Source organism: Salinicoccus carnicancri Crm (assembly GCF_000330705.1).
GTDB lineage: Bacteria > Bacillota > Bacilli > Staphylococcales > Salinicoccaceae > Salinicoccus > Salinicoccus carnicancri.
The window spans coordinates 118307-142141 of sequence record NZ_ANAM01000006.1 but is presented as its reverse complement, the minus strand read 5'-3'; the positions used below and the strand labels follow the sequence as shown (position 1 = coordinate 142141).

Below are 23835 nucleotides of genomic sequence, written 5' to 3'. Positions count from 1 at the left end.
AGGATTTATCAGGATTTGTGTTCAAGTTCTGAAATGATATCTTCGAATTCATCCGGCAGCGGCGACGTAAATTCCATATACTCATCCTTCGCCGGGTGGACGAATCCGATGGTGCCCGCATGGAGCATCTGACCGTCTGTATCAAGTGTTTTGCGCTGTCCGTACTTCGGATCGCCGGCAAGGGGGTAGCCGATGTATTTCATGTGGACGCGAATCTGATGAGTGCGGCCGGTCTCGAGTATGCATTCCACCAGAGTGAAATCATCGAAGCGTTCAATCACATTGAAATGCGTCACAGCTTCCTTGCCATCATCCACTACGGCCATTGCCTGGCGCTCTTTCGGGTTCCTGCCGATCGGCGCCTCGATTGTTCCCTTGTCATGGGGGATCACGCCGTGGACCAGTGCAGTATATCTGCGCGTCACGGACTTGTCCACAAGCTGATCGACAAGCGCCCGGTGCGTCACATCGTCTTTGGCCACCATGAGCAACCCGCTCGTATCCTTGTCAATCCTGTGCACGATACCGGGCCTCAATTCACCGTTGATGCCGGACAGGTTATCCAACTGGTGCATCAGACCGTTGACGAGCGTACCGGAAGTGTGGCCGGCGGCGGGGTGCACCACCATGCCGCGCGGCTTGTACACAACGGCCACATGATCGTCTTCATGGACGATATCAAGACCAAGGTCTTCAGGGACGATGTCGCTTTCGACAAGCTCACGCTCATCCACTTTCACCAGGTCATCCTTCTTCACTCTGTAATTCGGTTTCACAGTGTTCCCGTTTACCAGTACTATGCCTTCTTTGATACGCCCCTGCATGTCACTGCGGGATGTATCCGGCACGACTCCCGCAAGGAAACGGTCTATCCTGAGACCATCCTCTGCATGTGTCACTTTAATTTCCTGCATCTTTTTCACCTTTTCCCATAAAGAAGAATTCAACGATCATCAGCACGACGCCGACAGTCAGTGCACTGTCGGCAACATTGAAGATCGGAAAGTCGTAGAAGATCAGGAGTACGTCAACAAAATCCACTACTTCCTGGAACAGAATGCGGTCGATGAAATTGCCGAATGAACCGGCAGCGAGCATCACGATGGCAGTCTGCAGCAGTAAATTATCTTTTGCTTCCCTGATGTACACATAAACCAAAATGGCGAGTACGACCACAGTGATGATATAAAAGAAGATCATCTGCCCCTGGAGCATCCCCCAGGCGGCACCACTGTTGCGGTGGGAAGTGATCGCAAGGTATTTTCCGAGGACCGGTATGGACTCACCCTCCTCCATCCGGGTGACAACCAGAAATTTGGTCAGCTGATCCAGCCCGATCAGAAAGGCGGCAAAGAGGGCCATCGGTATGATTCTATAGCTTTTCATGAGCCCCTCCTACAGCGCATCGACAACACTGCGGCATCTCGGACAGATATCATCGTCACCTTCATTGATTGACTCTGCCGTGGAATAGTTCCAGCAGCGTTCGCAGCGTGTGCCTTCCGCATGCTCCACTTTGACAGTGACATTGTCATATTCAATGCCGTCGAAAAGCGCATCCGCGACTTCGACCTGGGATACGATGAACAGCTGCTCGAGACTGCCGTTGATATCAGAAAAGTCAAATCCGTCAGGACGTGTCACATAAACTTTTGCCTCGAGTGATTTGCCGATCACCTTTTCATTCCTTGCCGATTCAAGGGCTTTGAATACATCATCGCGCACGGCCATGAATTCCTTCCACTTCTGAACGAGTTTTTCATCAACTTCCGCCTCTTCCGGCAGATACTCAAGATGTACACTTTCCTTTTCCACATGCGGTGTGTGCCGGTGGATCTCTTCTGATGTATGCACAAGGACCGGTGCGAGGAGCCGGTTTAGTTCCGTCACAATCTTATACAGGACCGTCTGCATGCTGCGCCTGATGTGTGCATTCTCCTGTTCGATGTAGAGAATGTCCTTGCCGTAGTCCAGATAGAAGTTCGACAGGTCGACATTGATGTAGTTCTGGAGTGCCTGGTACATGGATACATAGTCGTACCTTTCATAGCAGTCGCGCATCAGGTTGATCATTTCATTGAAGCGCTGATACATGAACTGGTCGACTTCCATCATGTCATCATACCGGATCGCATCTTCCGATGGATTGAAGTCCGCCACGTTTCCGAGCAGGAACCTGAATGTGTTCCTGACCTTGCGGTACACTTCGGAGACCTGCTTCAGGATGTCGTCTGAAATCCTCACATCCTCCTCGAAGTCAGATGACATTACCCACAGACGGATGATGTCAGCCCCCATCTGCTTCATCACTTTCTCAGGCAGTATCACGTTCCCAACGGACTTGGACATCTTCCTGCCCTGTCCGTCCATGACGAACCCGTGGCTCAGAAGTTCCTTGTAAGGGGCGATTCCCCTGGTCGCCACGCTGGTGATGATTGAAGAATTGAACCATCCACGGTATTGGTCGGAACCTTCAAAATAAAGGTCTGCCGGATATGTGAGATAGTCCCGCGTTGTGAGCACACCACGGTGGGTGGAACCGGAATCGAACCATACATCCATGATATCCGTCTCTTTTGTGAATTCACCATTCGGTGAGCCCTGGTGCGTAAACCCTTCCGGCAGAAGCGCTTTTGCATCCCATTCGAACCAGATGTTCGAACCGTGCTCTTCGAACAGGGCGGCAACATGTTCAATGACTCCGGTATCGACGATTTCCTCTCCACTTTCTGCATAGAAGAACGGCAGCGGTACACCCCATACACGCTGGCGGGAAATGACCCAGTCACCACGGTTTTTGATCATGTTCGACATGCGCCTGCGGTTCCATTCCACCTGGAACTTTGTATCATCAAGGGCATCGATGATATCCTGGCGCACATTTTTTATTGAAGCAAACCACTGTGGTGTCGCACGGAAGATGACGGGCGTCTTCGACCTCCAATCATGTGGATAGGAGTGCGTGATGAAGTTCATTTTCACAAGTGCACCGGCCGCTTCAAGATCTTCTGTAATCACTTTGTTGGCCTTGTCATAGAAAAGCCCTTCATATTTGCCCGCTTCATTTGTGAACACCCCTTTGTCGTCGACAGGACTTAATACACCCAGTTCATATTTCTGGCCGATGATGAAGTCATCGTCACCGTGTCCCGGGGCAGTATGAACACAGCCTGTTCCACCGTCGAGTGTGACATGCTCGCCGAGGACCACAAGGCTCGACCTGTCGAAAAGTGGATGTTTTGCCGTTATATATTCAAGTTCTGAACCTTTGAATTCCCTGGTGCGCACAACTTTTTCCTTGTTGAGATCAGCATCCTCGCAGAATGAGTCAAGAAGGCCTTCCGCTACGATATACTCCGCCCCTTCATAGTTGAACTGTACATAGTTCAGTTCTGGGTGGACAGCAATGCCCAGGTTGGACGGGATCGTCCAAGGAGTGGTTGTCCAGATGACGATTTTGACTCCGGAATCCACCACGCCTTTACCATCTTCCACATCAAAGGCGACATAGATTGACGGCGAACGTTTGTCCTTATATTCAAGTTCAGCTTCAGCAAGCGAGGATTCGCTTACAGGAGACCAGTAGATCGGCTTTTTCCCTTTGTAGATCAGACCTTTTCCGACCATATCTTTTAACACCCGGACCTGCGCGGCTTCGAATTCCGGCTTATATGTCAGATAAGGATTGTCCCACTCACCATCGATTCCCATGCGTTTGAATCCTTCGCGCTGCTGATCGATCTGCGTATTCGCAAATTCGATGCATTTGTTCCTGAATTCCTCGATGGACATGCTTTTGCGGTCCACGCCTTTGTTTGTCAGCGCCTGCTCTATCGGCAGGCCGTGAGTGTCCCACCCGGGAACATACGGGGCATAGAAACCGCGCATCTGCTTGTTTCTGATGATGATGTCCTTGATGATCTTGTTCAGGGCATGACCCATGTGGAGCGAACCGTTCGCATACGGCGGGCCGTCATGAAGCACATACCGCGTGTTGCCTTCGTTCTGTTTCAGTTTCTTTTCGTAAAGGTTGGCTTCAGCCCACTCTTTTTGCATCTGCGGTTCTTTATTGACAAGGCCGCCGCGCATCTTGAATTTCGTCTTTGGCATCAGCAATGTGTCTTTATAGTCCATTTTCCTAACTCCTTTTCAAATGTATTGTCATTAAAAAGGACTCATGCCGTGTTTCAACAGGGGCGAATGAATATCCGCGGTACCACCCTCATTGACCCACGACATGAGTCCACTTGTCCAGTATATTCAAATACATCATTAGTGATATCAGCACCGTCACCCTGAGCCGGAGCTCTCACCATCCTCCGGTCGCTGGTATCACTCAATGACGCCTGCATGTCTAACAATACTATTATTATGCTAAATATTTGACAATCCGTCAATATGTCATTCGCCGGACCCCGGCTCCCTGTCGTCCAGCCGGTGTGCCTGATTCTGCTCAAAATCGAGAAGATAGTCCCAATCCTCCGATTTGAGAAGGTCTAGCTGTGCTTCGACGAGCATTTTGAACCTCGCCCTGAAAACTTTGGACTGCCGTTTCATATCCTCTGTCTGTGACGCTATGTTACGGGCGCGTGCCATCGCATCCTCAATGATGCGTTCGCGTTCTGCCGAAGCCCCCGCAACTATCTCTTCGGCACGGTCACTGGCAATGCGCTTAGTCTCATCCCCTGCACGCTGGGCAGTAAGGATTGCCTCGTTGATGCTCGTTTCGACATTTCTGAAACTGTTCAGGTTCTCCTCGCGGTCATCAAGCAGACCTTCAAGCTGCCTGATTTTCTCCTCACGGGATTCAATTTCATCCTGCAGCCTTTTCAGGTGGTCGCGCACCTCTTTTTCATCCAATCCGCGGTATACTGTTGCGAACTTCCTGTTCACCGCTTCCTCTCTATCCATATCCTTCACCTCAACTTGTGTTTACCCGTCTCTGTACAGTCTAACCAGAATGCGGTACTTCCCTTTCCTGGTTTCTGCAATCAGGGAATCGATGACAAAACGGCCGAAGTGCCTCACCGATATGATATCGCCGGTTTCCATTATAAACGATGGTTCGTTAACAATCGAATGATTCACCTTCACTCTGCCCTTCTCCACGCGGCTTTTGGACTTGGCCCTGCCTTCGTTGATGACCTCCGAAATGACGGTATCCAGCCTGAATGATGACGACAGTATGACGTGGCTCTTTCCATCATCCACAGGATCCATGAATGATTCATGGGGGATTTCGGTGAGGGTCACCGGTGCATTTTTTATCCTGCTGAGCGTCTCTTCGAACATCGGCGCATAGGGTGCCGCGATTGCGAGCTGGATCCTGTCCCCTGTTATGATGTCACCAATGAGGGATCGGTCGAGTCCGACATTCATGACAGCGCCGAGAACATTGCGGTGGGTCAGCGTGACGAATTTTTCGGGATAGCCTATTTCAAATACCAGCACCTCAAAGTCATCCTTCGCTGCTTCGAGCAATTCCGGGATTATCATCGCACGCTCACGTTCCCGCTCCCCTGTGCCTCCGCCGTAAAATTCGACCCTCAGATCCGGATATGAACCGGCGATACTGCGTACAATCTTCCGCTCCCGGGGATCAAGGAAATCCAGGAGGACCGGGTAGTAATCCCTGGACGCTATTTCAAACTTACCGTTCAGCATCGTAATCCTATCATGTTCTTCTTTCCTGAAATGCTGATAGATCTCTTTCATCATTCATCCTCCGCCATCCTACTTTGATACTCGTGCTGCATATAAAAATTGGGCGCTCCGGGATACGCATTCATGACATATCCGTCCCGGGCGCCCATACCTCATATTCGGTTCAGACCAGTGCCGTGATGATCGCCTGGAAAATGGAGTTCAGGCCGCTTTGGAATAATTTCAGCCCGATAAGAAGGATGATCGGGGAAAGGTCGAGCATCCCTCCGAGAGGCGGGATCAGATTCCTGACCGGTTCCAATATCGGTTCGTAGATTTTCCCGAGTATCCGGCCGAACGCGGATTCACGCAGTGCCGGCAGCCACGAACTCAGAATGTATATGATCAGTCCCCATGTGAAGATGGGGAATACTGTATTGATGAAGTTCCTTATAAACAAAAGTATTTCAATGATTAATTGATTATCCAAAATAACTCTCCTTAAATTTCTTCTGAGTGGTCTTTCTGTCCGCTGATTTCCCCTTCTACACCTACACTGTTCGGAGTGCACAGGAAGATGTCGCTTCCGACTTTCTGAATATCACCGTCAAGCGCATATACCGTTCCACTCAGAAAATCGACAATGCGCATCTTCGGACCATGGTCCACTTTGGACAGATTAACAAGTGCTGCACGTTCAGCCTTCAGCTCATCGGCAATATCCTGTGTTTCTGAAAAAACCCTCGGTTCGAAAAGACAAACTTTCGTATTGCTCGTTTCTGCCGTCATCAGTTTCGTCTCCTTCTCGTTCCTGATTGTGTTCTTGTCTTTCTCCCGGCGCCCTGCAGCTGATTTTCTTCTGTCGGGACCCCGGGTGCCTTCCGTCATCTTCTTTTCCCTGGCACCCTGGCCCTTCGCCTGTTTCTTATCCCCGTCTTTTTCAGTTTCCACAGGAGCTGGGCGTTTTTTGGCTGATTGCTCAAAACTGGTCACCTTTGGATTTGCCTGGGATTTCTTTTTCTCCGGCTCCTGAGTTTCTGCCGGGACGTCTTCTTCGTATTCCACTACGAACATATCTTTAAAAAATTTCTTGATGGCCATGGCATTCACCTGCTTCCCATAATTTTGCTGCCGATCCGGACGAAGGTCGCACCATGGCGGAGTGCAATGTCATAGTCATTGCTCATCCCCATGCTGAGCTCACTGATCTGAATATTGCCGCCGTTTTCCGCAGAAAGCTCCCGGTTCAGCTCCGAAAGCCTCCTGAAAACATCATCTATCAGCTGCCTGTCTCCAGTATTCGGTGCCATGGTCATCAGACCGATGACTTCGATCTTTTCGCAGTCTCTGAGAGCACCGAGGAATCCAGGGACATCCGCCGGAGCAAGCCCGTGTTTTGAATCTTCGCCGGAGACATTGACTTGTATAAAACATTTTACAGTATGATCGCTGTATTGTTCAATTTTTTTTGCGACCGACTCACGGTCAAGCGAATGCAGGTAATAAAGATCGTCCGCAATCAGTTTCACTTTGCGCGACTGGAGGGTGCCTATGAAGTGCACATTTGCATCCGCGGGCAGCGCCTCCCGTTTCTCGCGGAATCCTTCCGGACGGTTTTCGCCGAAATCCCGTATACCTGCATCATAAGCTTCCAGGGCCTCTTCGACAGTATGGTATTTCGTCACGGCAATGATTGTCGCATCATCACCCGTTTCCTCTTTGATACGTGTGTAATTCTCTCTGATCATTTATCTATTTCCTCCCGATGAATGCAAGGGCGCGTCCTGTGTCGCCCGACTCAAGACGGTAAGAGAAGAATTTCTCCGTCTCTTCAGTTCCAATTTCAGTGACATGCACCGAGCGGGCATCCACGCCTGCCATGACCGCCTGATGTCGGTTCACAGCCTTCAGATCCAGGTCGAACCCGCCCTGATGCGCCTCGAATGCCCATGCGGGCAGGCCGGCAGATTCCAGCGCATCGATGACCTTATTATCCACAGTATAACAGGAACCGTTGATCGCCACACCGATGACAACTTCCAGATCGGCAGGATCGCCGTCATAATATCCAGCCATCCGGCCTGTTATATTGTGTGATGTCCCCCGCCACCCTGCATGGACCAGGGCGGTAAAGCTGTTTTTCCTGCTCCACATATAGACCGGCACACAATCTGCATAATTCATGGTCAGCAGCAGGCGGGGATCATATGTGTATATGCCGTCCACATCATGAAGTTCACCGGTCAGCCGTCTTATATTCACACCTGCATCCTGTGTTCCGCCCTCCCGGATATTCCCGCCGTGTTTCTGTATGGGCAGTATCCATTCCTCAGGCGGAAAACCGATTTCTTGACCCAGTGCATCCTGGTGTGAATGGACATTTCTGTCCTCGTCACCTATGTAAAGTGCCATGTTGAAGCTGTCCTTGGGATAATTGCTCCGGCCGCCTCCCCTTTTTGTATAGCCCATCAATATTTCATGATTTTCAAAACCGACATGATGGCGGTGGTTTACAAGATTCATCATCGTCACACCTCAAAAAATAAGTCAGAAAGGCTCGCCTTTCTGACTTAAGTTCTATTCTATCGTCTGCGTCTTGAACGGTTTCTAAGGAATGTCGGCACTTCGTAGTCTTCATCTTTCGTTTCCGGAGTGCTTCTTTCAGGTTCACGCGCCGGTCGTGACGGCGGTGTATCATCGACTCTCTGGGAGGTCGGAGATGAAACAGAATCCCGTTTTTCTTCTCTTTCAGGTGTTCTGTTTACGGATTTTTCGTTGAAGCCGGTCGCAATGACCGTAACCACGATTTCATCCTCGAGTTCAGGATTGATCACTGTACCGAAGATCATGTTCACATCTTCATCTGCCGCATCCTGTACAATGTCTGCGGATTCCTGGGCTTCGAACAGCGAGAGTGACTCTCCGCCTGTGATGTTCATAAGAACGCCCTGCGCACCGACGATCGATGTTTCAAGGAGCGGGCTTGAAATGGCTTTTTTGGCCGCTTCGATTGCACGGTTTTCACCACTTGATACACCGATTCCCATGAGTGCGGAACCCTGGTTCGTCATGATCGTCTTGACATCTGCGAAATCGAGGTTGACTTCACCGCTTACAGCGATGAGGTCGGAGATGCCCTGTACACCCTGACGGAGTACGTTATCCGCTTCTTTGAAAGCTTCCATCATCGGCGTGGATTTATCAACGATATCTAGGAGCCTGTCGTTCGGGATGACAATCAGTGTATCCACTGACGCCTTCATTGCATCTACACCCGCCGCTGCCTGTGTCTGGCGTTTTCTTCCCTCGAATGAGAACGGCCTTGTAACGACACCGACAGTAAGCGCACCCATCTCTTTTGCAATCTTTGCTACAACCGGTGCTGCCCCCGTACCTGTTCCACCGCCCATTCCGGCAGTGACGAACACCATGTCCGCTCCTTGGATTGCATCTTCGATCTGTTCACGGGATTCCTCAGCCGCCTTTTTACCGATATCCGGATTGGCGCCCGCACCGAGACCGCGTGTCAGTTTTTCACCGACCTGGATTTTGGATTCAGCTTTTGAAAGATTCAGCGCCTGTCCGTCAGTATTGATGGCGATGAACTCCACATTCTGCATGCCGTCATCAATCATGCGGTTGACGGCGTTGTTTCCGCCGCCCCCTACGCCGATGACTTTCAACGAAGCCATATGGTTGAAACCTTGCTCAAATTCTAACATTTTATTTTTCCTCCCAGTCATTCATCTTACTCGAACAGATTTTTAAATAATTTTTTCATATATCCACGGTAGTCCTTGGGTTTATCCGGCCGTTTTGTTTCCTCATCACTTCTCGTGACAGGTTCATCCGGCCGGTCATCTTCATAAGCGTAATCGGAATATTCTTCATCCTTCTCGGATGTTTCGGCACTTTCTCCATCGTAGGAGTACTGATCAGTTTCCTCCTCCAGCTGACGGGCATTGTTTTCCTTACGCTTATTGAACAGTCCCGTAAAGAAGCTCCCGGAATCCTCTGCCGGCGTTTCCCCGACAGCTTCCTCAGGCTCCGTCTCATAATTATCAATTGTAACATACTCAAGTAGTTCATCAAACATTATTCCACTGGATATGGTTGAAATGGCGCTCGTATATTCAGGCTTTCTTGCCCCCATCTGTTTGGGAATATGGATCCTGATCTTTTCGCTTACGAGGTCCTGGAGAAGTTCTTTGACTCCGAGAAGGTTGACAGTCCCGCCTGTGACTATGAATCCGCCGCTCACTCTTGTAATGCCGGCTGTCTGAAGTTCTGCGAATACATCAAGAAGCATCTCTTCGAGTCTGAGTTCGATGATATCCGCCAGATCCTTCGGGGTAACCTCGACATCAGGCTCTCCGTCCCTCTGGGGAAGTCTGACGATATCTTCATCCGAAGCGAGGTCGAAGAATGCATGACCGTACTGGTGCTTCACTTTCTCCGCAACTTCGAACGGTGTATTGAAAGCCTCCGACAAATCATTTGTAATATGGCTGCCGCCGACAGGAAGGCTGCCTGCAAATTTCAATGCACCACGCTCATAGTAGCCGAACTGGGTCAGGTCGGCGCCGATATCAATGACCGCTCCACCGAGTTCAACTTCGGATTCACTCAGGACATGCTGATAGTTCACAGCATCAGAGTATACATCCAGGACGGTCAGACCCGAGTCTTCAACGCATTTGACTGCATTCATCAGTAGTGACCTGTTGATTAGTATGATGCCTGCATTCACATACAGCGACTGGGTTGCCATCATTTCCTTCGGATCGGCCACTTCATGCAGATCATCCACTCTGAAGTAATTAGGGAAGACAGTGATGACCTCTTTGTCACTGTGCATCTCACGCTCCCTGATCGTTTCAAGGAGCTCTTCGATATGCTCCCCGGTGATTTCCGTGGAGTTTCCACCGAAACGTAGTTCCTCTTCACCAGTCCTGAACTCCGTGCCGGTTATCGGCATTTTAAGAAAGACTTCATCAATTTCAATCCCTGATGAAATCTTCGCCTTTTTAATAGTATCCTTTATAGCATTTCTTGCCAGTTCAAAATCTTTGATCATTCCCCTGGAAATCCCATCAGTGAAGGTCTGACCGGTACCGATGACGTTCACACCATCATGGAATTTTTCACCGACCACCGCTTTGACACTGGTGGAACCGATATCAAGGGCGACATAATAATGTTCCTTCAACTCGTCTGCCTCCTAGCAAGCTTTTTCAGTTTTCTCTATATACAGTTTACATTATACCTTATATATTGTGAACTATTTAGGGGGAATAGTCCAGTAAAAAAATGGACGGGGAATCACTCATCCCCGTCCCCGAAACCGGACAATACTTCCTTCACATTGCCAAGAGAGCCACTCACATTTTCTATATACTGCGCCTGGACCGGCGTTTCATAGATGCCCTGCTTTATATCTTCCGCCTCCGCACTGTCATACGGCAGGAAACTGCTGCCTATCTCAAGATCGATTACACCCTCTTTGCTGTCGCCTATCTCTTCGCGCATGCCGATATAATAGTTCATCTTGCTGTCGATTGTACGATAGTCGGCCACAATTTCCTGCCCGTCATTCATGAACATATGGATCCGTGTAGATGACTGTTCAGACGGACGGTAATAGATTTCCGATATTCCGCCAAGTATCGAAGGGTCGATTTTACCCAGACTTTCCACCAGGGCGTCAAATTCCTCACCTTCGAAATAATGGAGGATGGGGGCCTCATTCGGCGGTGCCGGATAACCGCGCAGCACCCTGGCATTTTCAAGGACCGGGTAGTAGTTTGTGTCGTTGGTGACATAACCGAGTGGCCTGTATTCTGAAATGTTCACATCCACGCCGTTCCACCAGGAACGCGCCACATGGACTTCCTCTATCGCAGGCAGAAGGGCAATGTTCTCTTCCGCCCGGTCTGTATTGATGCTGAACATCTTGTCACCTTCTGAAAACTGCAGCCTTTCGGCAATCTCCTCATCATTGATCAGGCTGTTGCCGGAAATACTGACTTCCTTGACCGAACTTGCATCGGAAAAAACATACCAGACGAGCACGCCGAACATCATGAGAGCCAGTATGATCAATCCCGTATAGACATGTACACGCTTCGGCTTCCTGAAATACGACTTCAGAGGTTTCCTCTCTTTTTTCACTTTTTCTTTCGCTGCCGTTTTTTCGAAACGGCGCGCTTTTTGTCCCGTTCGATGTTTTTCCTTTTCATCATCGGTCCGGTTGTAGGTATCGACGGAAATCGGCTTGCCGTCCCTGGTGAATGTCTCTATCTCATCTGAGCCCTCTTCGGCTTCTTCCTGTTCATACTGGCTTGCGGTTTCAGTTTCTGCAGCGGCTGTTGGATTGTCATTTCCTGCCTTCTCCATTTCAGCAGGGGCTCCAGGTTCCTCCCCGGGCGCTGCAGCATCTTCATTGGGTTCGCCTTCAAGACGCGCCCTCAGCATATCTTCATGCTCGTCCTTACCTTCCGTGCGGTCATCTTTCAGTCTTTTTTTCAGGTCATTGATATCCGGACGTTCTTCCATCGGCTCACCTCCTGATTTCAGTCTTCCAAATTACTGAAGCCTTCTTTGAAATGATCGCCCCGTGCTTCATAATCTTTGTATTGATCCCAGCTTGCGCAGGCAGGGGAAAACAGTACCGTATCCCCCGGACCGCTTATGCATGAAGCAAGTCCGGCTGCATCATATGGATTTTCCACGGTCAGAATTTCCTTGTTTGTCCTGTCGGCCAGCGCAATGAATTTATCCTTCGTTTCACCGAACGTGATAATCGTCCTGACACGTTCCATGCGGGGAATGAGTTCATCGAGTGACTGGCCCCTGTCCAATCCTCCGGCAATCCAAATTACAGGCGATTTGAATGTCTTAAGCGCAAATGATGTAGCCAGATTATTGGTCGCCTTGGAGTCATTGTAATAATCGGTCCCGCCGACAGCACCCAGATACTCCATCCTGTGCGGGATACCTCCGAAGGTGGTGAGCGTCTTTACAATTCCTTCATCAGTCGCCCCGTGCATTTTTGCAGCGATTACCGCAGCCAGTATATTTTCATGGTTATGGCCACCCAAAAGCTTCACATCATCCACATGGATGAGCGGTCTGTCCTTATAGGTAATCTTTCCGTCCTTTATACAGGCAGCTGCATCACCTTCAATCGAGAAGAATTCAACATCGATGGCGTGGTCAAGCCTGTCGAGTTTTCCCTTCTGCATGCCGTTGAAAACCAGTCTGTCATCTTCCCCCATATTCCTCAGAAGATTGAGTTTCGCCGCTTCATACGCCTCCACCGATCCGTGATAATCGATATGCGCTTTGTATATGTTGGTGATGACTGCTGTATCCGGCTTGAAATCCATGATTCCCATAAGCTGGAATGAAGAAAGCTCCATTACGAGAATATCATTTCCGTCCGCCTCTTTTGCGGCACTTGTGGCCGGATAGCCGATGTTACCGCAAAGGATCGGACTGAGGCCCGAATGAGTCAGCATTTCCCCTATCAGATGGGTCACGGTCGTCTTGCCGTTTGTACCTGTAATGCCGATGATCGGTGCCTCTGAAATATGTCCGGCAATCTCGACTTCCGTTATGATCGGAATGCCTCTTTTTTCAGCTTCCTGAAGGAACTCTATATCGTAGGGGATCCCCGGATTTTTTACGATAAGCTGTGCATCGTTCAGGAGACTCGATGGATGATGGCCGTCTACAATTTCAACGCCCCACCCTTTCATCGTCTGCCTGAGGCGCTCATCGGCAAGTACTTCATTGGTTGTAAGGACAATATCCGCACCGAGCGACACGAGTGAAGAAACAGCACTCCGCCCGCTTCTGCCGTAACCCAGAACAATCACTCTCTTGTTTTTGAAGCCGTCATATTTTTCCATTTAGAGCGCCCCCAGCAATACACCGATTACACCGCAAACTGCACCTGTCACCCAGAAAACGATGACAATCTTCCATTCGCTCCAGCCGGTGAGCTCGAAATGATGATGGATCGGCGTCATTTTGAATATCCTTTTGCCCGTCAGTTTGAATGATGCAACCTGCAGCATTACAGATGCCGTCTCGATGACGAACACAATGCCGATGATGAGGAGCAGCAGACTGTCATTCAGCATGATGGAGACAGTCGCGATGATCCCGCCGAGGGCAAGTGAGCCGGTATCACCCATGAACAGCTTCGCCGGATATTTATTGAACAGCAGGAATCCGGCCAGTGCTCCGATCATGATGGTCAAAAAAATCGCAACAGCCATCTCCCCGCGCATCAGTGCAATGGCGAGGAAGCTTGCGGAAGCAATGATCGAAAGTCCTGTTGCAAGGCCATCGAGTCCGTCTGTCAGATTCACAGCATTGGAGAACCCGACCTGCCAGAATACAATCCATACTATGAACAGGACTCCGAGCGGAATATTTATGCCTGTGCCAGGAATATGGACTGCAGGAGAAATGTCCGGAATCGCAAATGTAAGTATGAAATAGACGATGACGGAGACGGCTATCTGTGCCAGGAACTTCTGCCTAGAAGTCAGGCCGGTGTTGTCTTTTTTGACAACGATGATGTAGTCATCGATGAACCCGATCAGGCCGAAACCGACAGTGACGATGATCAGTACAAGCATCTTATAGGCATCGTCGGCAAACAGCAGGGATATGAGCGCGAGCGCGAGCATTGGAACCAGGTATGTCAGGCCGCCCATCGTGGGCGTGCCGGTCTTGACCTGATGGCTCTTTGGCCCTTCCTCCCTGATGGACTGGCCGAACTTCAACCGCTTCAGGATCGGCAGGGAAAACGGCACGAGCACAGCAGTCAGTATGAATGCAGCCAGCCCTAAAATAGATAATGGTAGTAGTGTAAACATTTTTTCCTCCTCTAATCATTCGGGTCATTCGATGACAGTGTCAGCTCCAGCGATGTCTCTCCATCAATCGGTGTACCCGGTTTGACGGATTGCTCCTGGATGAAGCCTTCGCCTTCAACTGACACATCGATTCCCATGAATTCGCCAAACATCAGTGCCTCCCGCTTCGACAATCCCTGAAGATCAGGCATCAGCTGTTCACCATCCGTTTTGACAAAGAATGTATCATATGGCAATAGTGTATCATTTTTCGGATAATGGTCGACAATCTCTTTGCCGTCACCGGTGATGATCGTCTGGATCGTATCCTCGGCCGCCGGCTCTGCTTCAGATAGCTGCCGTCCGGTATAATCACCGACTTCAACAGCTTCTCCGCCTTCACCATCATCCGCACCTTCCACTTCAAGGTATTTCAGAGTGCGTTCCATCAACGGATTGAATCCGTGCATGACACCATAATCCCATGTATCGGATTTATTCTTGCTTGCAAGTTTGATGCCGTAGTAGACAATCACCTCAGGGTCATCCTCCGGAGCATAGCCGAGGAATGACGTCAGGAATTCGTAATCGCCGTCCATATAGCCGCCGCCCTCGGGATCGATGATCTGTGCCGTTCCGGACTTGCCGGCAACTTCGTAATCATCCAGCAGGTATTGTGAATTATGGTCTTCCGAACCGCCGACGAATGTATTGATCTCTTCCTGCGTCTTGTCGGCCGCTTCTTTCGGAATGACCTGACGCACGGCCGTCTCTTTACCGTCATGGATTACTTCACCCGTTTCAGGGTCGGTGATTTCATCAACGACGTACGGCTTCTTCATCTTTCCACCGTTCAATATCGCAGTCATTCCCTGGATCATCTGTATCGGGGTGACTGTGGAACTCTGACCGAAGGCAGTGGTTTTTCTCTGAAGTTCATTGTCCCAGGCGAGGATGCCGGATGGTTCATTGGGAAATTCCGATCCCGTCGGTTCGCCGAATCCGAATTTCCTGTAGTATTCGAGCATCTTCTCTTCACCAACTCTATCCTGCAGAAGCATCATCAGTGCATTGGATGAATATTGCATCCCCTGGTTGTAGGTAATATTGCCCCACCCTTCTTTCTGCCAATCGTAGATGGTATGCCCGTCCACATCATAGGAACCGGATTCATACGTCGCATTCGGATCATATTCCCCTTCTGCAATGGCAGCCGCCAGGCCGAACACCTTGAACGTGGAACCAGGCTCGAAAGAGTACTGATAGAGCATGTTCAACCAGCTGTTGCCGAATCCTTCACGCGTCCGCGGGTTGAATGAAGGCCGCTGTCCGCTCGCAAGAATCTCTCCCGATTCTGCATCGGCAACAACTGCGAAAAGTTCCTCCGGTTCAAAATGCTCTTCCATGGTATCCAGTGAATCCTCCAGGTAGAGCTGGATGTTCGAATCGATGGTCAGTTTCATATTTGCTCCGTCTTGCGGCGGCTTCACCGTATCACTATTCGGAACGATATACCCCCACAGGTCCTGTGTATAGTCTATTGTGCCGTCCTGACCGTTTAAAACATCGTCATAGGCACGCTCGAGACCCACCTGACCCGAAAGTTCATCGCCCCCGCCGCTCTCTTCAGCGTAGCCGATGAGATGGGAGGCAAAGTCACCGTTCGGGTAGAAACGCCTCGTCTCAGGTACGAAGACCAGCCCGGCGGTCCCGGATTCCTCGAGCGTCTTCTTCTGATTATAGGAAAGGTCCCTGCCTTCCCTGCCGAATTCCACCTGGAACTGCTCCTTGTCAATTCCCTCTTTGATACGGGCTTCGATATCCTTTTGTTCCATATCTATCACACCGGCAAGTGTTTCAGCCGCTTTTTCCGGATCCGTGACATGATTCGGATAGTCAGAGTCTGTTATGAGCGCCAGACGGTAGGATTCCATGTCGCTCGCAAGCACGTTCCCTTCCCTGTCGGTTATTTGTCCGCGTTCGGACTCCATTTCGGCAGAACGTGAAAATTTGTCCTGCCCGTGTGCCACCAGATCTTCGTCATCCAGTGTTTTGACAATCATTAAATAGCTGAATTGCCAAAATATGCAAACAAAAAGCACTCCTATACCAAGATAAATTAGGAGCGCACCGACAGATAGTCTTTTTGTTTTATCGCCAAGCTTGAATCTAATCCTTGCCATACTTCTCAGCAACCTTTACATTTCCATTGTTCAGATCGAGCCCGAGTTCATTTGCCTTTTCATATATTCTGTCGTAGGATGCAAGGTCCGTCACTTCCGTCCTGAGTTCGCTGATCTCGCCTTCCTTGATTGCAATTTCATTTTCAAGCTGGGCCTTTTCAGTCTGCAGCTCATAGGCTTCCATTTTTAAAGATAGCACAAAAATCGCAGCAGCCGCAATCAAAACAAACAGTGCCAAATATACCAGGGTCTCCGCCTTTTTCAGGCTTACGACACGTGTCCTGGTCCTCGTGCCGGATTTTTCCCGGGTCTTCGGTTCAACCTGGGGCTCAGGCATGACATTACGTCTATAACTTTCTACCGCCATGATAACACTCCCTACCTCTGTTTCTCTGCTACTCGCAACTTCGCGCTTCTTGCACGCGGATTATCCTCGACCGCCCCGGCTTCAGCCGTGATCGGCTTTCTGTTGACCCGCTTTAAGATTGGCTGGTATTCCTCCGGCACCACCGGCATGTTCCTTGGCAGATCCGGACCCTTCTCATATTCCATGAACATCTGTTTGCATATTCTGTCTTCCAGCGAATGGAACGTTATGACAGAGACCCTTCCGCCTTTATCGAGGAGCTCTATCGCCTGTTCAAGCGAACGTTCAAACACACCGAGTTCGTCATTCACTGCAATGCGCAGTGCCTGGAAAACACGTTTGGCAGGATGCCCGCCCGTTCTTCTGAACTTATGCGGAATCTGCGATTTGATTATTTCAGTCAGCTCTGTGGTCGTCTCAATCGGAGCTTCAGCCCGCCTGCGCTCTATTTCTCTCGCAATCTTTTTGGAGAACTTCTCCTCTCCGTATCGGAAAAAGATGCTGACGAGCTGTTCATATGAATAGCTGTTGACTATTTCATGTGCATCGAGGTCACGGCTCTGGTCCATCCTCATATCCAGCCTCGCTTCCCTGGAATGGCTGAACCCCCGTTCTGTTACATCGAACTGCGGGCTCGATACCCCGAGATCGTATAAAATACCATCAATTTTATGTACATTTATCCTGTCGAGTTCTTCCTGCAGATTTTCAAAATTGGAATGGATCAGCGTCAGATTTTCCCGTCCCCTGAATTTCCCCTCAGCATTCTTTATGGCCGTCGCATCCTGGTCGAATGCAATCAGCCTGCCTGTTGTCAGCTTGTCAAGAAGATATTCGGAGTGGCCTCCGCCGCCCAGGGTGGCATCCACATAGATACCCTCCGGATGTACATCCAGTCCATCCACTGTTTCTTCCAATAGAACGGTTTCGTGCCTGAACATTCTTTCACACCCTATAGATCAAAGTCGATTAAATCTTCTGCAATGTTTTCAAAATTCTCTTCGGATTCATCATAGAAAGCGTCCCACTCCGCAGAATCCCAGATTTCAATACGTCCGGAAACGCCGATGACCGTGCATTCCTTTGTCAATCCTGCGTAATCCCTCAGGTTCTGGGGGATATTGATCCTGCCCTGTTTGTCAAGCTCCACAGCTGTTGCACCCGAAAAGAACAGCCTCATGAATTTTCTTGCGTCTTTTTTGGTCAGCGGCAATGCCTTCATTTTCTCTTCGATCTTTGCCCATTCATCCATAGTATATCCAAACAGGCATTTATCAAGACCACGAGTGATGATGAACTGTTCTTTCAATTCGTCACGGAACCTGCTCGGAACAATCATTCTTCCTTTTGTATCGAGCTGGTGCCTGAATTCTCCCATGAACATGTCCATCACCTCCGCCTCTATAAATAATTTACCACATCTCCCCACTTCATACCACAATTTCTATGCCGTTCGTCTTATTTTATTCTCAGACAATAAAAAAGACAGTTCTTCCGACTTTGGAAGAACTGTCTTTAACAACCGTCATTACAATGTTTTTATGACTGTAAGCTGCGTTGTGTATGAAAGTGGAGGGAGAGTGGGGGTGTGTCCCTGGAACATCCATGGATGATACACACGTTCCTGAAGCGCACCGCCCGGCATCAGTTTCTCCGCCACTTCGTCAAGGTCATTCAATTGCCGGCGCAGACTGCGTCGGACTGTGAGCTGATATCTCCTTTTGAGGTAGTCCAGCTGCTTCTGGTGCGCCTTCATATTCGCTTCTATAAGCTGCCGGTACTGCCCTCCCTCCTTTTCTTTGAGGTCGGTGTAGTCCCGGGCCAGCCTTCCCCCGATTTCCTCCACTTCATCGAGGAAGGCGATGTCGGTATGCGATTCGATGAGCGCCTCCTTGCTTCTTCCAATATCATCGGGCATTCCGGCAGAAAGCGCCAGCCCATACTCGTCCTTGAGCTTTTCAATCCGCATGTCTTCGTGGACAATCTCCATACGTTTCAAGACGATCGGCATCGGCACATCGAATGTTTCAAACACTTTATGGAGTTCACCCCAGTATTTCACCTCTGCACCGCCGCCTGCAAAAATAAGGGTATTGAAGAGCATCTCCTGCATGAGCGGCCGGGTCACAACATTGTTGCTGAACGTTTCCGGCGTTTCCCCGAGACGTCTCATAAGTTCCCGCTCGTCTGCCGGAGCCTCGTCCGAGATGAATCTGCCTTCTTCATATGTCAGCAATGTACGAGTGTACTCGGAACCGGTGAACAAGTGAACATTCGTGTCCGTTTCTATCATCCTGTCTATGCCCGCTTCCCTGTCGAAGGCAGCCTGCCCTTCCCTGAAGGCGGCATCCATCTCCTTGCGTCTTTGGATCATCGCCTCGAACATGGGAATCTCAAGCTGGCGGACCTTCTTTGAGTGGGCATTGAATATGAGCAGCCCTTCATCTTTGAATGTATCATGGACGAGCGCGTGGAAAAGTTCCGTCCAGTAGTCGTTCGACTCTATCATCCTCTCGACTTCGTCCTTTTTGCCTTTCAGGAAATCTGAATCACCGCAGCTTTCTGCAATCCTGTACAGGACCCTTTTCATCTCGGCCTTATCATACTTGTAGAACCCGAGGCTCATCGGCACCGAGAGATTCGGCTTATATGATATTTTGCGCTTCCTTCTGTGGTCGCCGTCATATATATGTGTATGGTTCACCTCTTCAAAATCATGGTCCTCACCGGCTACCCAGAATACGGGAACTGCCTCGTAGCCATGGTCTTTCTTTATTTCCTCGACCAGCACCAGGAGGGTGATGATCTTGTGGATGATATATGCCGGACTCATAAAAAGGCCCGCCTGCTGGCCGCCGATGACCACACGCTGCCCTTTCCCCAGTCTTTCTATATTATCTTCCTGGGACCTGCTCAGTCCATATGGCGACATTTCGCTCCTGATTATGCCGGCAAGCTCCTCTGTATGCTTATGTACAGGTCTCCCGAGCACAGTATCGATGCTCTCCTTGTCATAGGAGAGGCCCTGGTAATATTTAAGCAGGGATTCATCCCCCTCGTTGAAACGCTGTGTAAAGCGATCCTGCTGGAAGTCCATACATTCGATCTCCATAACCAAACTCCTTCATCAAAATATGCTAATCTAATTATAAATACTATATGCTTATAAAACAATTGAATGATTTCAGAGAACTATACTATAATGATGACAAAGGAGAGAATAACAATGGCAGAAGTAAAAAACTTGGCAATAAACTACAAGACTGTGGAAGATTTCAAGAAATTCAGGGAGTATGGTGCGCAGGAACTCCAGATGACAAAAGAGCTTGAAGGGAACATGATTGATGCTGATATCAACTCACCTTTCTACGGCATCTATGTCGGCGACAATCTTGCCGCCCGCATGTGCCTCTACACGAAAGAGGATAACAACCAGCCGATTTTCGATCCGCCCCACGAATACATGGTCATCTGGAAGCTCGAAGTCCTTGAAAAGTACCAGGACAAAGGATTCGGCAGTGAAATGATCGACTACGCCAAAAGCTTTAAAATGCCCATCAAGGCGATCAGCCGTCAGAACGCGAGACCGTTCTTTGAGAAGCATGGTTTTGAAACACTCAAATATGATATTGAACGCGATATGGCGGACGATCCACTCGTATGGTACCCGAAAGGCTATGTACTGAATCAATAGCCGCACATAATAAAAGAGAGCCGTTGATGTTGAACATCAACGGCTCTCTTTGCCACTGTCGCTTAGTTGGCTGCGACATCTTCACCTTTATAGCTGCCGCACTCTTTGCATACGCGGTGGGAAAGCTTCATCTCTCCGCAGTTCGGGCATTCCACCATGCCCGGCACTGAAAGTTTCTGGTGCGTACGGCGTTTTCTTTTACGTGTAATTGAGGTTCTTCTCTTAGGTACTGCCATGTCTTAATCCTCCTTATTCTCATTGTCACTTTCCAGCAGTGACTTAAGCTTTGATAATCTTGGATCCACTTTCTGTTCTTCCTCATCCGCCAGTTCGTCTTCTGTCATGACGGACCAGTTCCTGCCGCCGGCAGGAACTTCATCACTTTCTGTCACAACATTCGGAAGATTGACGACGATAAGTTCACGGACCACGGGTTCCAAATCCAAAGTGTGGGTCACCGGATGAACATTTTCATCCAATTCATCGGTCTCTTCCGCCTCTTCATCAAATTCCTCATAGGATTCGATGTGGAGCGGAACCTCGATATTCTCCGATGTCCGGCTATCGAGCATATGGACCACAGTATCGATTGTGAGATCTGCACCAATCCGGCTCGCGCCGACATGCATTTCACCCTCGACAGATGTCTCGGAGAGGCCGAGCACATCTTTGCGGTCTGTTATTTCTTTGAACTGGACTTTTTCGTTCACAGCGATACTTTCATTACTGAACTTTTTCAGCTGTGTCAATGACCATCTCATATAGTTTCACCTCTTATGAGCACAAAAAACATTGTACAGTTAACAAGGTCTTCTGTCAAGTTATTTTCTTAACACAACACATTATAACCACTCTGCCATCTGTTACAATTATGATGCACAGGAAAGGAGTTTCATAGATGATTATCACATCTTTAATCACCGAATACAACCCGTTCCATAACGGACATATACACCATATCGAAGCTTCGCGCAGACTGACGGGCGCGGACGTCGTCATCGCAATCATGTCGGGCAACTTTACACAGCGCGGGGAAATTGCCATCACTGATAAATTCACCCGAGCGGAAGCGGCCGTCAAACATGTCGATCTGGTTGTTGAACTTCCGCTCTACAATGCCGTAAGCTATGCCGATGACTTCGCCCTGGGCGGTGTGCATGCGGCCGCACTGCTCCAAAGCACCCATATCGTATTCGGCAGCGAGTCCGGTGACATCGAAGATCTGAAGGATATTCACACGAGACTGAGAAGTTCTGATATAAAACGCACTATGACTGCGCTGATGAAAGAGGGCTACAGCTATCCGCGTGCCGTGGACAAAGCCATCGGTTCCGACCTGTTCAGCGGATCCAACAATATACTCGGCCTGTCATACATCGGGGCCATCGATGCACTCGGGGCGGATATCGAACCGCTGACCATACCGCGGCTCGGCAACCGCTTTGATGATGAGAATCTATCTGAATCCCGTTTTTCCAGCGCCACGAGTCTCAGGAAGGCACTGATGGAAAACCGGCTGACAGAAGCTGCACGGTATATGCCAAAAACACTTGCCGGGGAGATAGCAAACGGCACCCCGCTGTCCAATGCGGATATTTTCGACAGTCTGAAAATCATCATCAGCCGCATGAGCCATATGGAACTCCGCGGAATCTACATGATGACAGAAGGGCTCGAACACCGGATAAAGGACCGGGTCAGACATCACAATTCATACGATTCCTTCATCAATGATGTCAAGACCAAGCGTTATACGAGGACCCGCCTAAACCGCCTCATGATTTCCATCCTCCTGAACATTACGAAGGACAAAATGAAAGATTATGTCCTGCCGGACGCCGTCCGGGTGCTTGCCATGAACCGGACGGGACAGGAGTATCTCCGGCAGCTGCCGGAAGATCTCGAGATCATCACGAACGTAAACAGCAAAAACCGCAATTCCGTCATGCCGGAAATTGCGGCGACTGACATCTATAACGTTTTTTCCGGCTCTGACAGAAATGATTTCAACACACCGGTGATCATTGCCGGGCGAACTTCTCCTTGAGTGCCTCTTCTACAAGCGGCGGTACGACATCCTCTGTCTTGCCGCCGTATTTTGCCACTTCTTTGACAATTGATGAAGATATGAAGGAATAATTGTTATTTGTCATCATATAAATCGTTTCTATGCTGCTGTCGAGTTTCCTATTCATGGATGTCAGCTGCATTTCATATTCAAAGTCACTGACCGCCCGCAGTCCACGGACGATGGAACCCGCCCCGACCTCCTGGCAGAAATCTATGAGCAGTCCGTTGAACTCCCTGACTTCCACATTCGGCAGGTCACTGGTCACCTTCCTGATCAGCTCAACGCGTTCCTCCGGTGTGAAAAGCCCCTGTTTTGATGAATTCTTCAGCACTGAAACATACACTGTGTCGAATACTCTGCTCGTTCTTTCGATAATATCCAAGTGTCCGTATGTAATAGGATCAAAGCTCCCCGGACATACTGCGATTCTTCCCATGTTTACCCTTCCTTTACAAGTACATTTACTTTAACCGTGCCATAGACGGCCTCTTTGATACTCATGAATGGCCCCGGCCTGTAGCTCTCGTCCCTATGGGTCTCCACAACGATCCTGCCGCCCGTGTCCAGTATACCGAGCTCACTGATCATGGCAAGGGCATCTGCTACTATCCCTTTATGATACGGCGGGTCGAGGAATATCAGGTCGAAGTGCCTGCCGCGCTTGGCCAGCGCTTTGAGCGCACGCCGGTAGTCGTTCCTGAATATTTCAACATGCTCCTGCATGTCTTTTGCATTTTTCCTCAGTATGCCGACAGCATCCCCGGCACCGTCGATGAACACTGCAGACTCCGCCCCTCTGCTGAGAGACTCAAGGCCCAGCGCGCCACTTCCCGCAAACAGGTCAAGGACATCACCTTCCACCGGCCCCAGTATATTGAAGACATTCTCCCTCACCTTATCGGTTGTCGGGCGGGTATCATTCGAATTCAATGTTTCGATTTTCCTCGCTTTGTATTTTCCACTGATGATTCTCACTCTAAATCCTCTTTCTTTCCTCCCGGGGTTGG

The 23835-nt window shown here is 49.6% G+C and carries 25 protein-coding genes; 2 read left to right on the top strand and 23 right to left on the bottom strand.

The window, feature by feature from the left end; translation table 11 throughout:
• Nucleotides 1-8 precede the first annotated feature (8 nt).
• From C792_RS0105575 to bshC, 19 genes are all read right to left on the bottom strand, one after another.
• Nucleotides 9-914: an RluA family pseudouridine synthase gene (locus tag C792_RS0105575; RefSeq protein ID WP_017548466.1), complete on the bottom strand. Its 906-nt coding sequence runs from the start codon at nucleotides 912-914 to the stop codon at nucleotides 9-11.
• Nucleotides 901-1386, bottom strand: coding sequence for a signal peptidase II (gene lspA, locus C792_RS0105570; protein ID WP_017548465.1), 486 nt, complete (start codon nucleotides 1384-1386; stop codon nucleotides 901-903). Before lspA ends, C792_RS0105575 begins: the two co-directional genes overlap by 14 nt.
• A 9-nt stretch (nucleotides 1387-1395) precedes the next feature.
• Nucleotides 1396-4134, bottom strand: coding sequence for an isoleucine--tRNA ligase (ileS, locus tag C792_RS0105565; protein WP_017548464.1), 2739 nt, complete (start codon nucleotides 4132-4134; stop codon nucleotides 1396-1398).
• 267 nt (nucleotides 4135-4401) lie between these two features.
• Complete coding sequence (locus C792_RS0105560) at nucleotides 4402-4911, bottom strand: DivIVA domain-containing protein (protein ID WP_017548463.1); 510 nt, start codon at nucleotides 4909-4911, stop codon at nucleotides 4402-4404.
• Between the two features lie 21 nt (nucleotides 4912-4932).
• Nucleotides 4933-5715, bottom strand: coding sequence for a YlmH family RNA-binding protein (locus tag C792_RS0105555; RefSeq protein ID WP_017548462.1), 783 nt, complete (start codon nucleotides 5713-5715; stop codon nucleotides 4933-4935).
• A 112-nt stretch (nucleotides 5716-5827) separates the two neighbouring features.
• The gene (locus C792_RS0105550; protein WP_017548461.1) at nucleotides 5828-6133 is read right to left on the bottom strand and encodes a YggT family protein; all 306 of its coding nucleotides are present in this window, start codon (nucleotides 6131-6133) and stop codon (nucleotides 5828-5830) included.
• Between the two features lie 11 nt (nucleotides 6134-6144).
• Entirely contained in the window at nucleotides 6145-6744 is a 600-nt protein-coding gene (locus C792_RS15090; RefSeq protein WP_017548460.1) for a cell division protein SepF, read from the bottom strand.
• A 5-nt stretch (nucleotides 6745-6749) separates the two neighbouring features.
• Nucleotides 6750-7391 (bottom strand): YggS family pyridoxal phosphate-dependent enzyme, encoded by a 642-nt coding sequence (locus C792_RS0105540; protein ID WP_017548459.1) that lies wholly within the window; start codon nucleotides 7389-7391, stop codon nucleotides 6750-6752.
• Nucleotides 7392-7395: 4 nt separating this feature from the next.
• Nucleotides 7396-8169 (bottom strand): purine nucleoside phosphorylase YfiH/LACC1 family protein, encoded by a 774-nt coding sequence (locus C792_RS0105535; RefSeq protein ID WP_040608717.1) that lies wholly within the window; start codon nucleotides 8167-8169, stop codon nucleotides 7396-7398.
• Between the two features lie 56 nt (nucleotides 8170-8225).
• Nucleotides 8226-9365 carry a cell division protein FtsZ gene (gene ftsZ / locus C792_RS0105530; RefSeq protein ID WP_017548457.1) on the bottom strand — a complete coding sequence of 380 codons (1140 nt, stop codon included), beginning with the start codon at nucleotides 9363-9365 and terminating at the stop codon, nucleotides 8226-8228.
• Nucleotides 9366-9391: 26 nt separating this feature from the next.
• On the bottom strand, nucleotides 9392-10852 hold the full coding sequence (gene ftsA, locus C792_RS0105525) for a cell division protein FtsA (RefSeq protein WP_017548456.1): 1461 nt from the start codon (nucleotides 10850-10852) through the stop codon (nucleotides 9392-9394).
• Nucleotides 10853-10965: 113 nt separating this feature from the next.
• A complete protein-coding gene (locus tag C792_RS0105520) occupies nucleotides 10966-12198 on the bottom strand; it encodes a cell division protein FtsQ/DivIB (RefSeq protein ID WP_017548455.1) in 1233 nt (410 codons plus the stop codon).
• A 17-nt stretch (nucleotides 12199-12215) separates the two neighbouring features.
• Nucleotides 12216-13556: a UDP-N-acetylmuramoyl-L-alanine--D-glutamate ligase gene (murD, locus tag C792_RS0105515; RefSeq protein ID WP_017548454.1), complete on the bottom strand. Its 1341-nt coding sequence runs from the start codon at nucleotides 13554-13556 to the stop codon at nucleotides 12216-12218.
• Nucleotides 13557-14534: a phospho-N-acetylmuramoyl-pentapeptide-transferase gene (gene mraY, locus C792_RS0105510; protein WP_017548453.1), complete on the bottom strand. Its 978-nt coding sequence runs from the start codon at nucleotides 14532-14534 to the stop codon at nucleotides 13557-13559.
• 11 nt (nucleotides 14535-14545) lie between these two features.
• The gene (locus C792_RS0105505) at nucleotides 14546-16696 is read right to left on the bottom strand and encodes a penicillin-binding transpeptidase domain-containing protein (RefSeq protein ID WP_026090245.1); all 2151 of its coding nucleotides are present in this window, start codon (nucleotides 16694-16696) and stop codon (nucleotides 14546-14548) included.
• Complete coding sequence (ftsL, locus tag C792_RS0105500; RefSeq protein WP_017548451.1) at nucleotides 16683-17063, bottom strand: cell division protein FtsL; 381 nt, start codon at nucleotides 17061-17063, stop codon at nucleotides 16683-16685. The genes C792_RS0105505 and ftsL overlap by 14 nt, the downstream gene beginning before the upstream one ends.
• Before the next feature lie 11 nt (nucleotides 17064-17074).
• Complete coding sequence (gene rsmH / locus C792_RS0105495; RefSeq protein ID WP_017548450.1) at nucleotides 17075-18004, bottom strand: 16S rRNA (cytosine(1402)-N(4))-methyltransferase RsmH; 930 nt, start codon at nucleotides 18002-18004, stop codon at nucleotides 17075-17077.
• Between the two features lie 11 nt (nucleotides 18005-18015).
• Nucleotides 18016-18447: a division/cell wall cluster transcriptional repressor MraZ gene (gene mraZ, locus C792_RS0105490; protein ID WP_017548449.1), complete on the bottom strand. Its 432-nt coding sequence runs from the start codon at nucleotides 18445-18447 to the stop codon at nucleotides 18016-18018.
• Nucleotides 18448-18591: 144 nt separating this feature from the next.
• Entirely contained in the window at nucleotides 18592-20175 is a 1584-nt protein-coding gene (gene bshC, locus C792_RS0105485; protein ID WP_017548448.1) for a bacillithiol biosynthesis cysteine-adding enzyme BshC, read from the bottom strand.
• A gap of 114 nt (nucleotides 20176-20289) precedes the next feature.
• Between bshC and C792_RS0105480 the strand changes: the two genes are divergently transcribed.
• Nucleotides 20290-20757: an N-acetyltransferase gene (locus tag C792_RS0105480; RefSeq protein WP_017548447.1), complete on the top strand. Its 468-nt coding sequence runs from the start codon at nucleotides 20290-20292 to the stop codon at nucleotides 20755-20757.
• 62 nt (nucleotides 20758-20819) lie between these two features.
• Here the strand turns inward: C792_RS0105480 and rpmF are convergent, their stop codons facing one another.
• Nucleotides 20820-20993 carry a 50S ribosomal protein L32 gene (rpmF, locus tag C792_RS0105475; protein WP_017548446.1) on the bottom strand — a complete coding sequence of 58 codons (174 nt, stop codon included), beginning with the start codon at nucleotides 20991-20993 and terminating at the stop codon, nucleotides 20820-20822.
• A gap of 3 nt (nucleotides 20994-20996) precedes the next feature.
• Complete coding sequence (locus tag C792_RS0105470) at nucleotides 20997-21518, bottom strand: YceD family protein (protein ID WP_017548445.1); 522 nt, start codon at nucleotides 21516-21518, stop codon at nucleotides 20997-20999.
• A gap of 137 nt (nucleotides 21519-21655) precedes the next feature.
• On the opposite strand from C792_RS0105470, the gene C792_RS0105465 reads away from it, so the two are divergent.
• Nucleotides 21656-22804: a nucleotidyltransferase gene (locus C792_RS0105465; RefSeq protein WP_017548444.1), complete on the top strand. Its 1149-nt coding sequence runs from the start codon at nucleotides 21656-21658 to the stop codon at nucleotides 22802-22804.
• Here C792_RS0105465 and coaD read toward each other — a convergent pair.
• Complete coding sequence (gene coaD, locus C792_RS0105460) at nucleotides 22779-23264, bottom strand: pantetheine-phosphate adenylyltransferase (protein ID WP_017548443.1); 486 nt, start codon at nucleotides 23262-23264, stop codon at nucleotides 22779-22781. The two genes, C792_RS0105465 and coaD, sit on opposite strands and share 26 nt — an antisense overlap.
• Before the next feature lie 2 nt (nucleotides 23265-23266).
• Nucleotides 23267-23803 carry a 16S rRNA (guanine(966)-N(2))-methyltransferase RsmD gene (rsmD, locus tag C792_RS0105455; RefSeq protein ID WP_017548442.1) on the bottom strand — a complete coding sequence of 179 codons (537 nt, stop codon included), beginning with the start codon at nucleotides 23801-23803 and terminating at the stop codon, nucleotides 23267-23269.
• Nucleotides 23804-23835 lie beyond the last annotated feature (32 nt).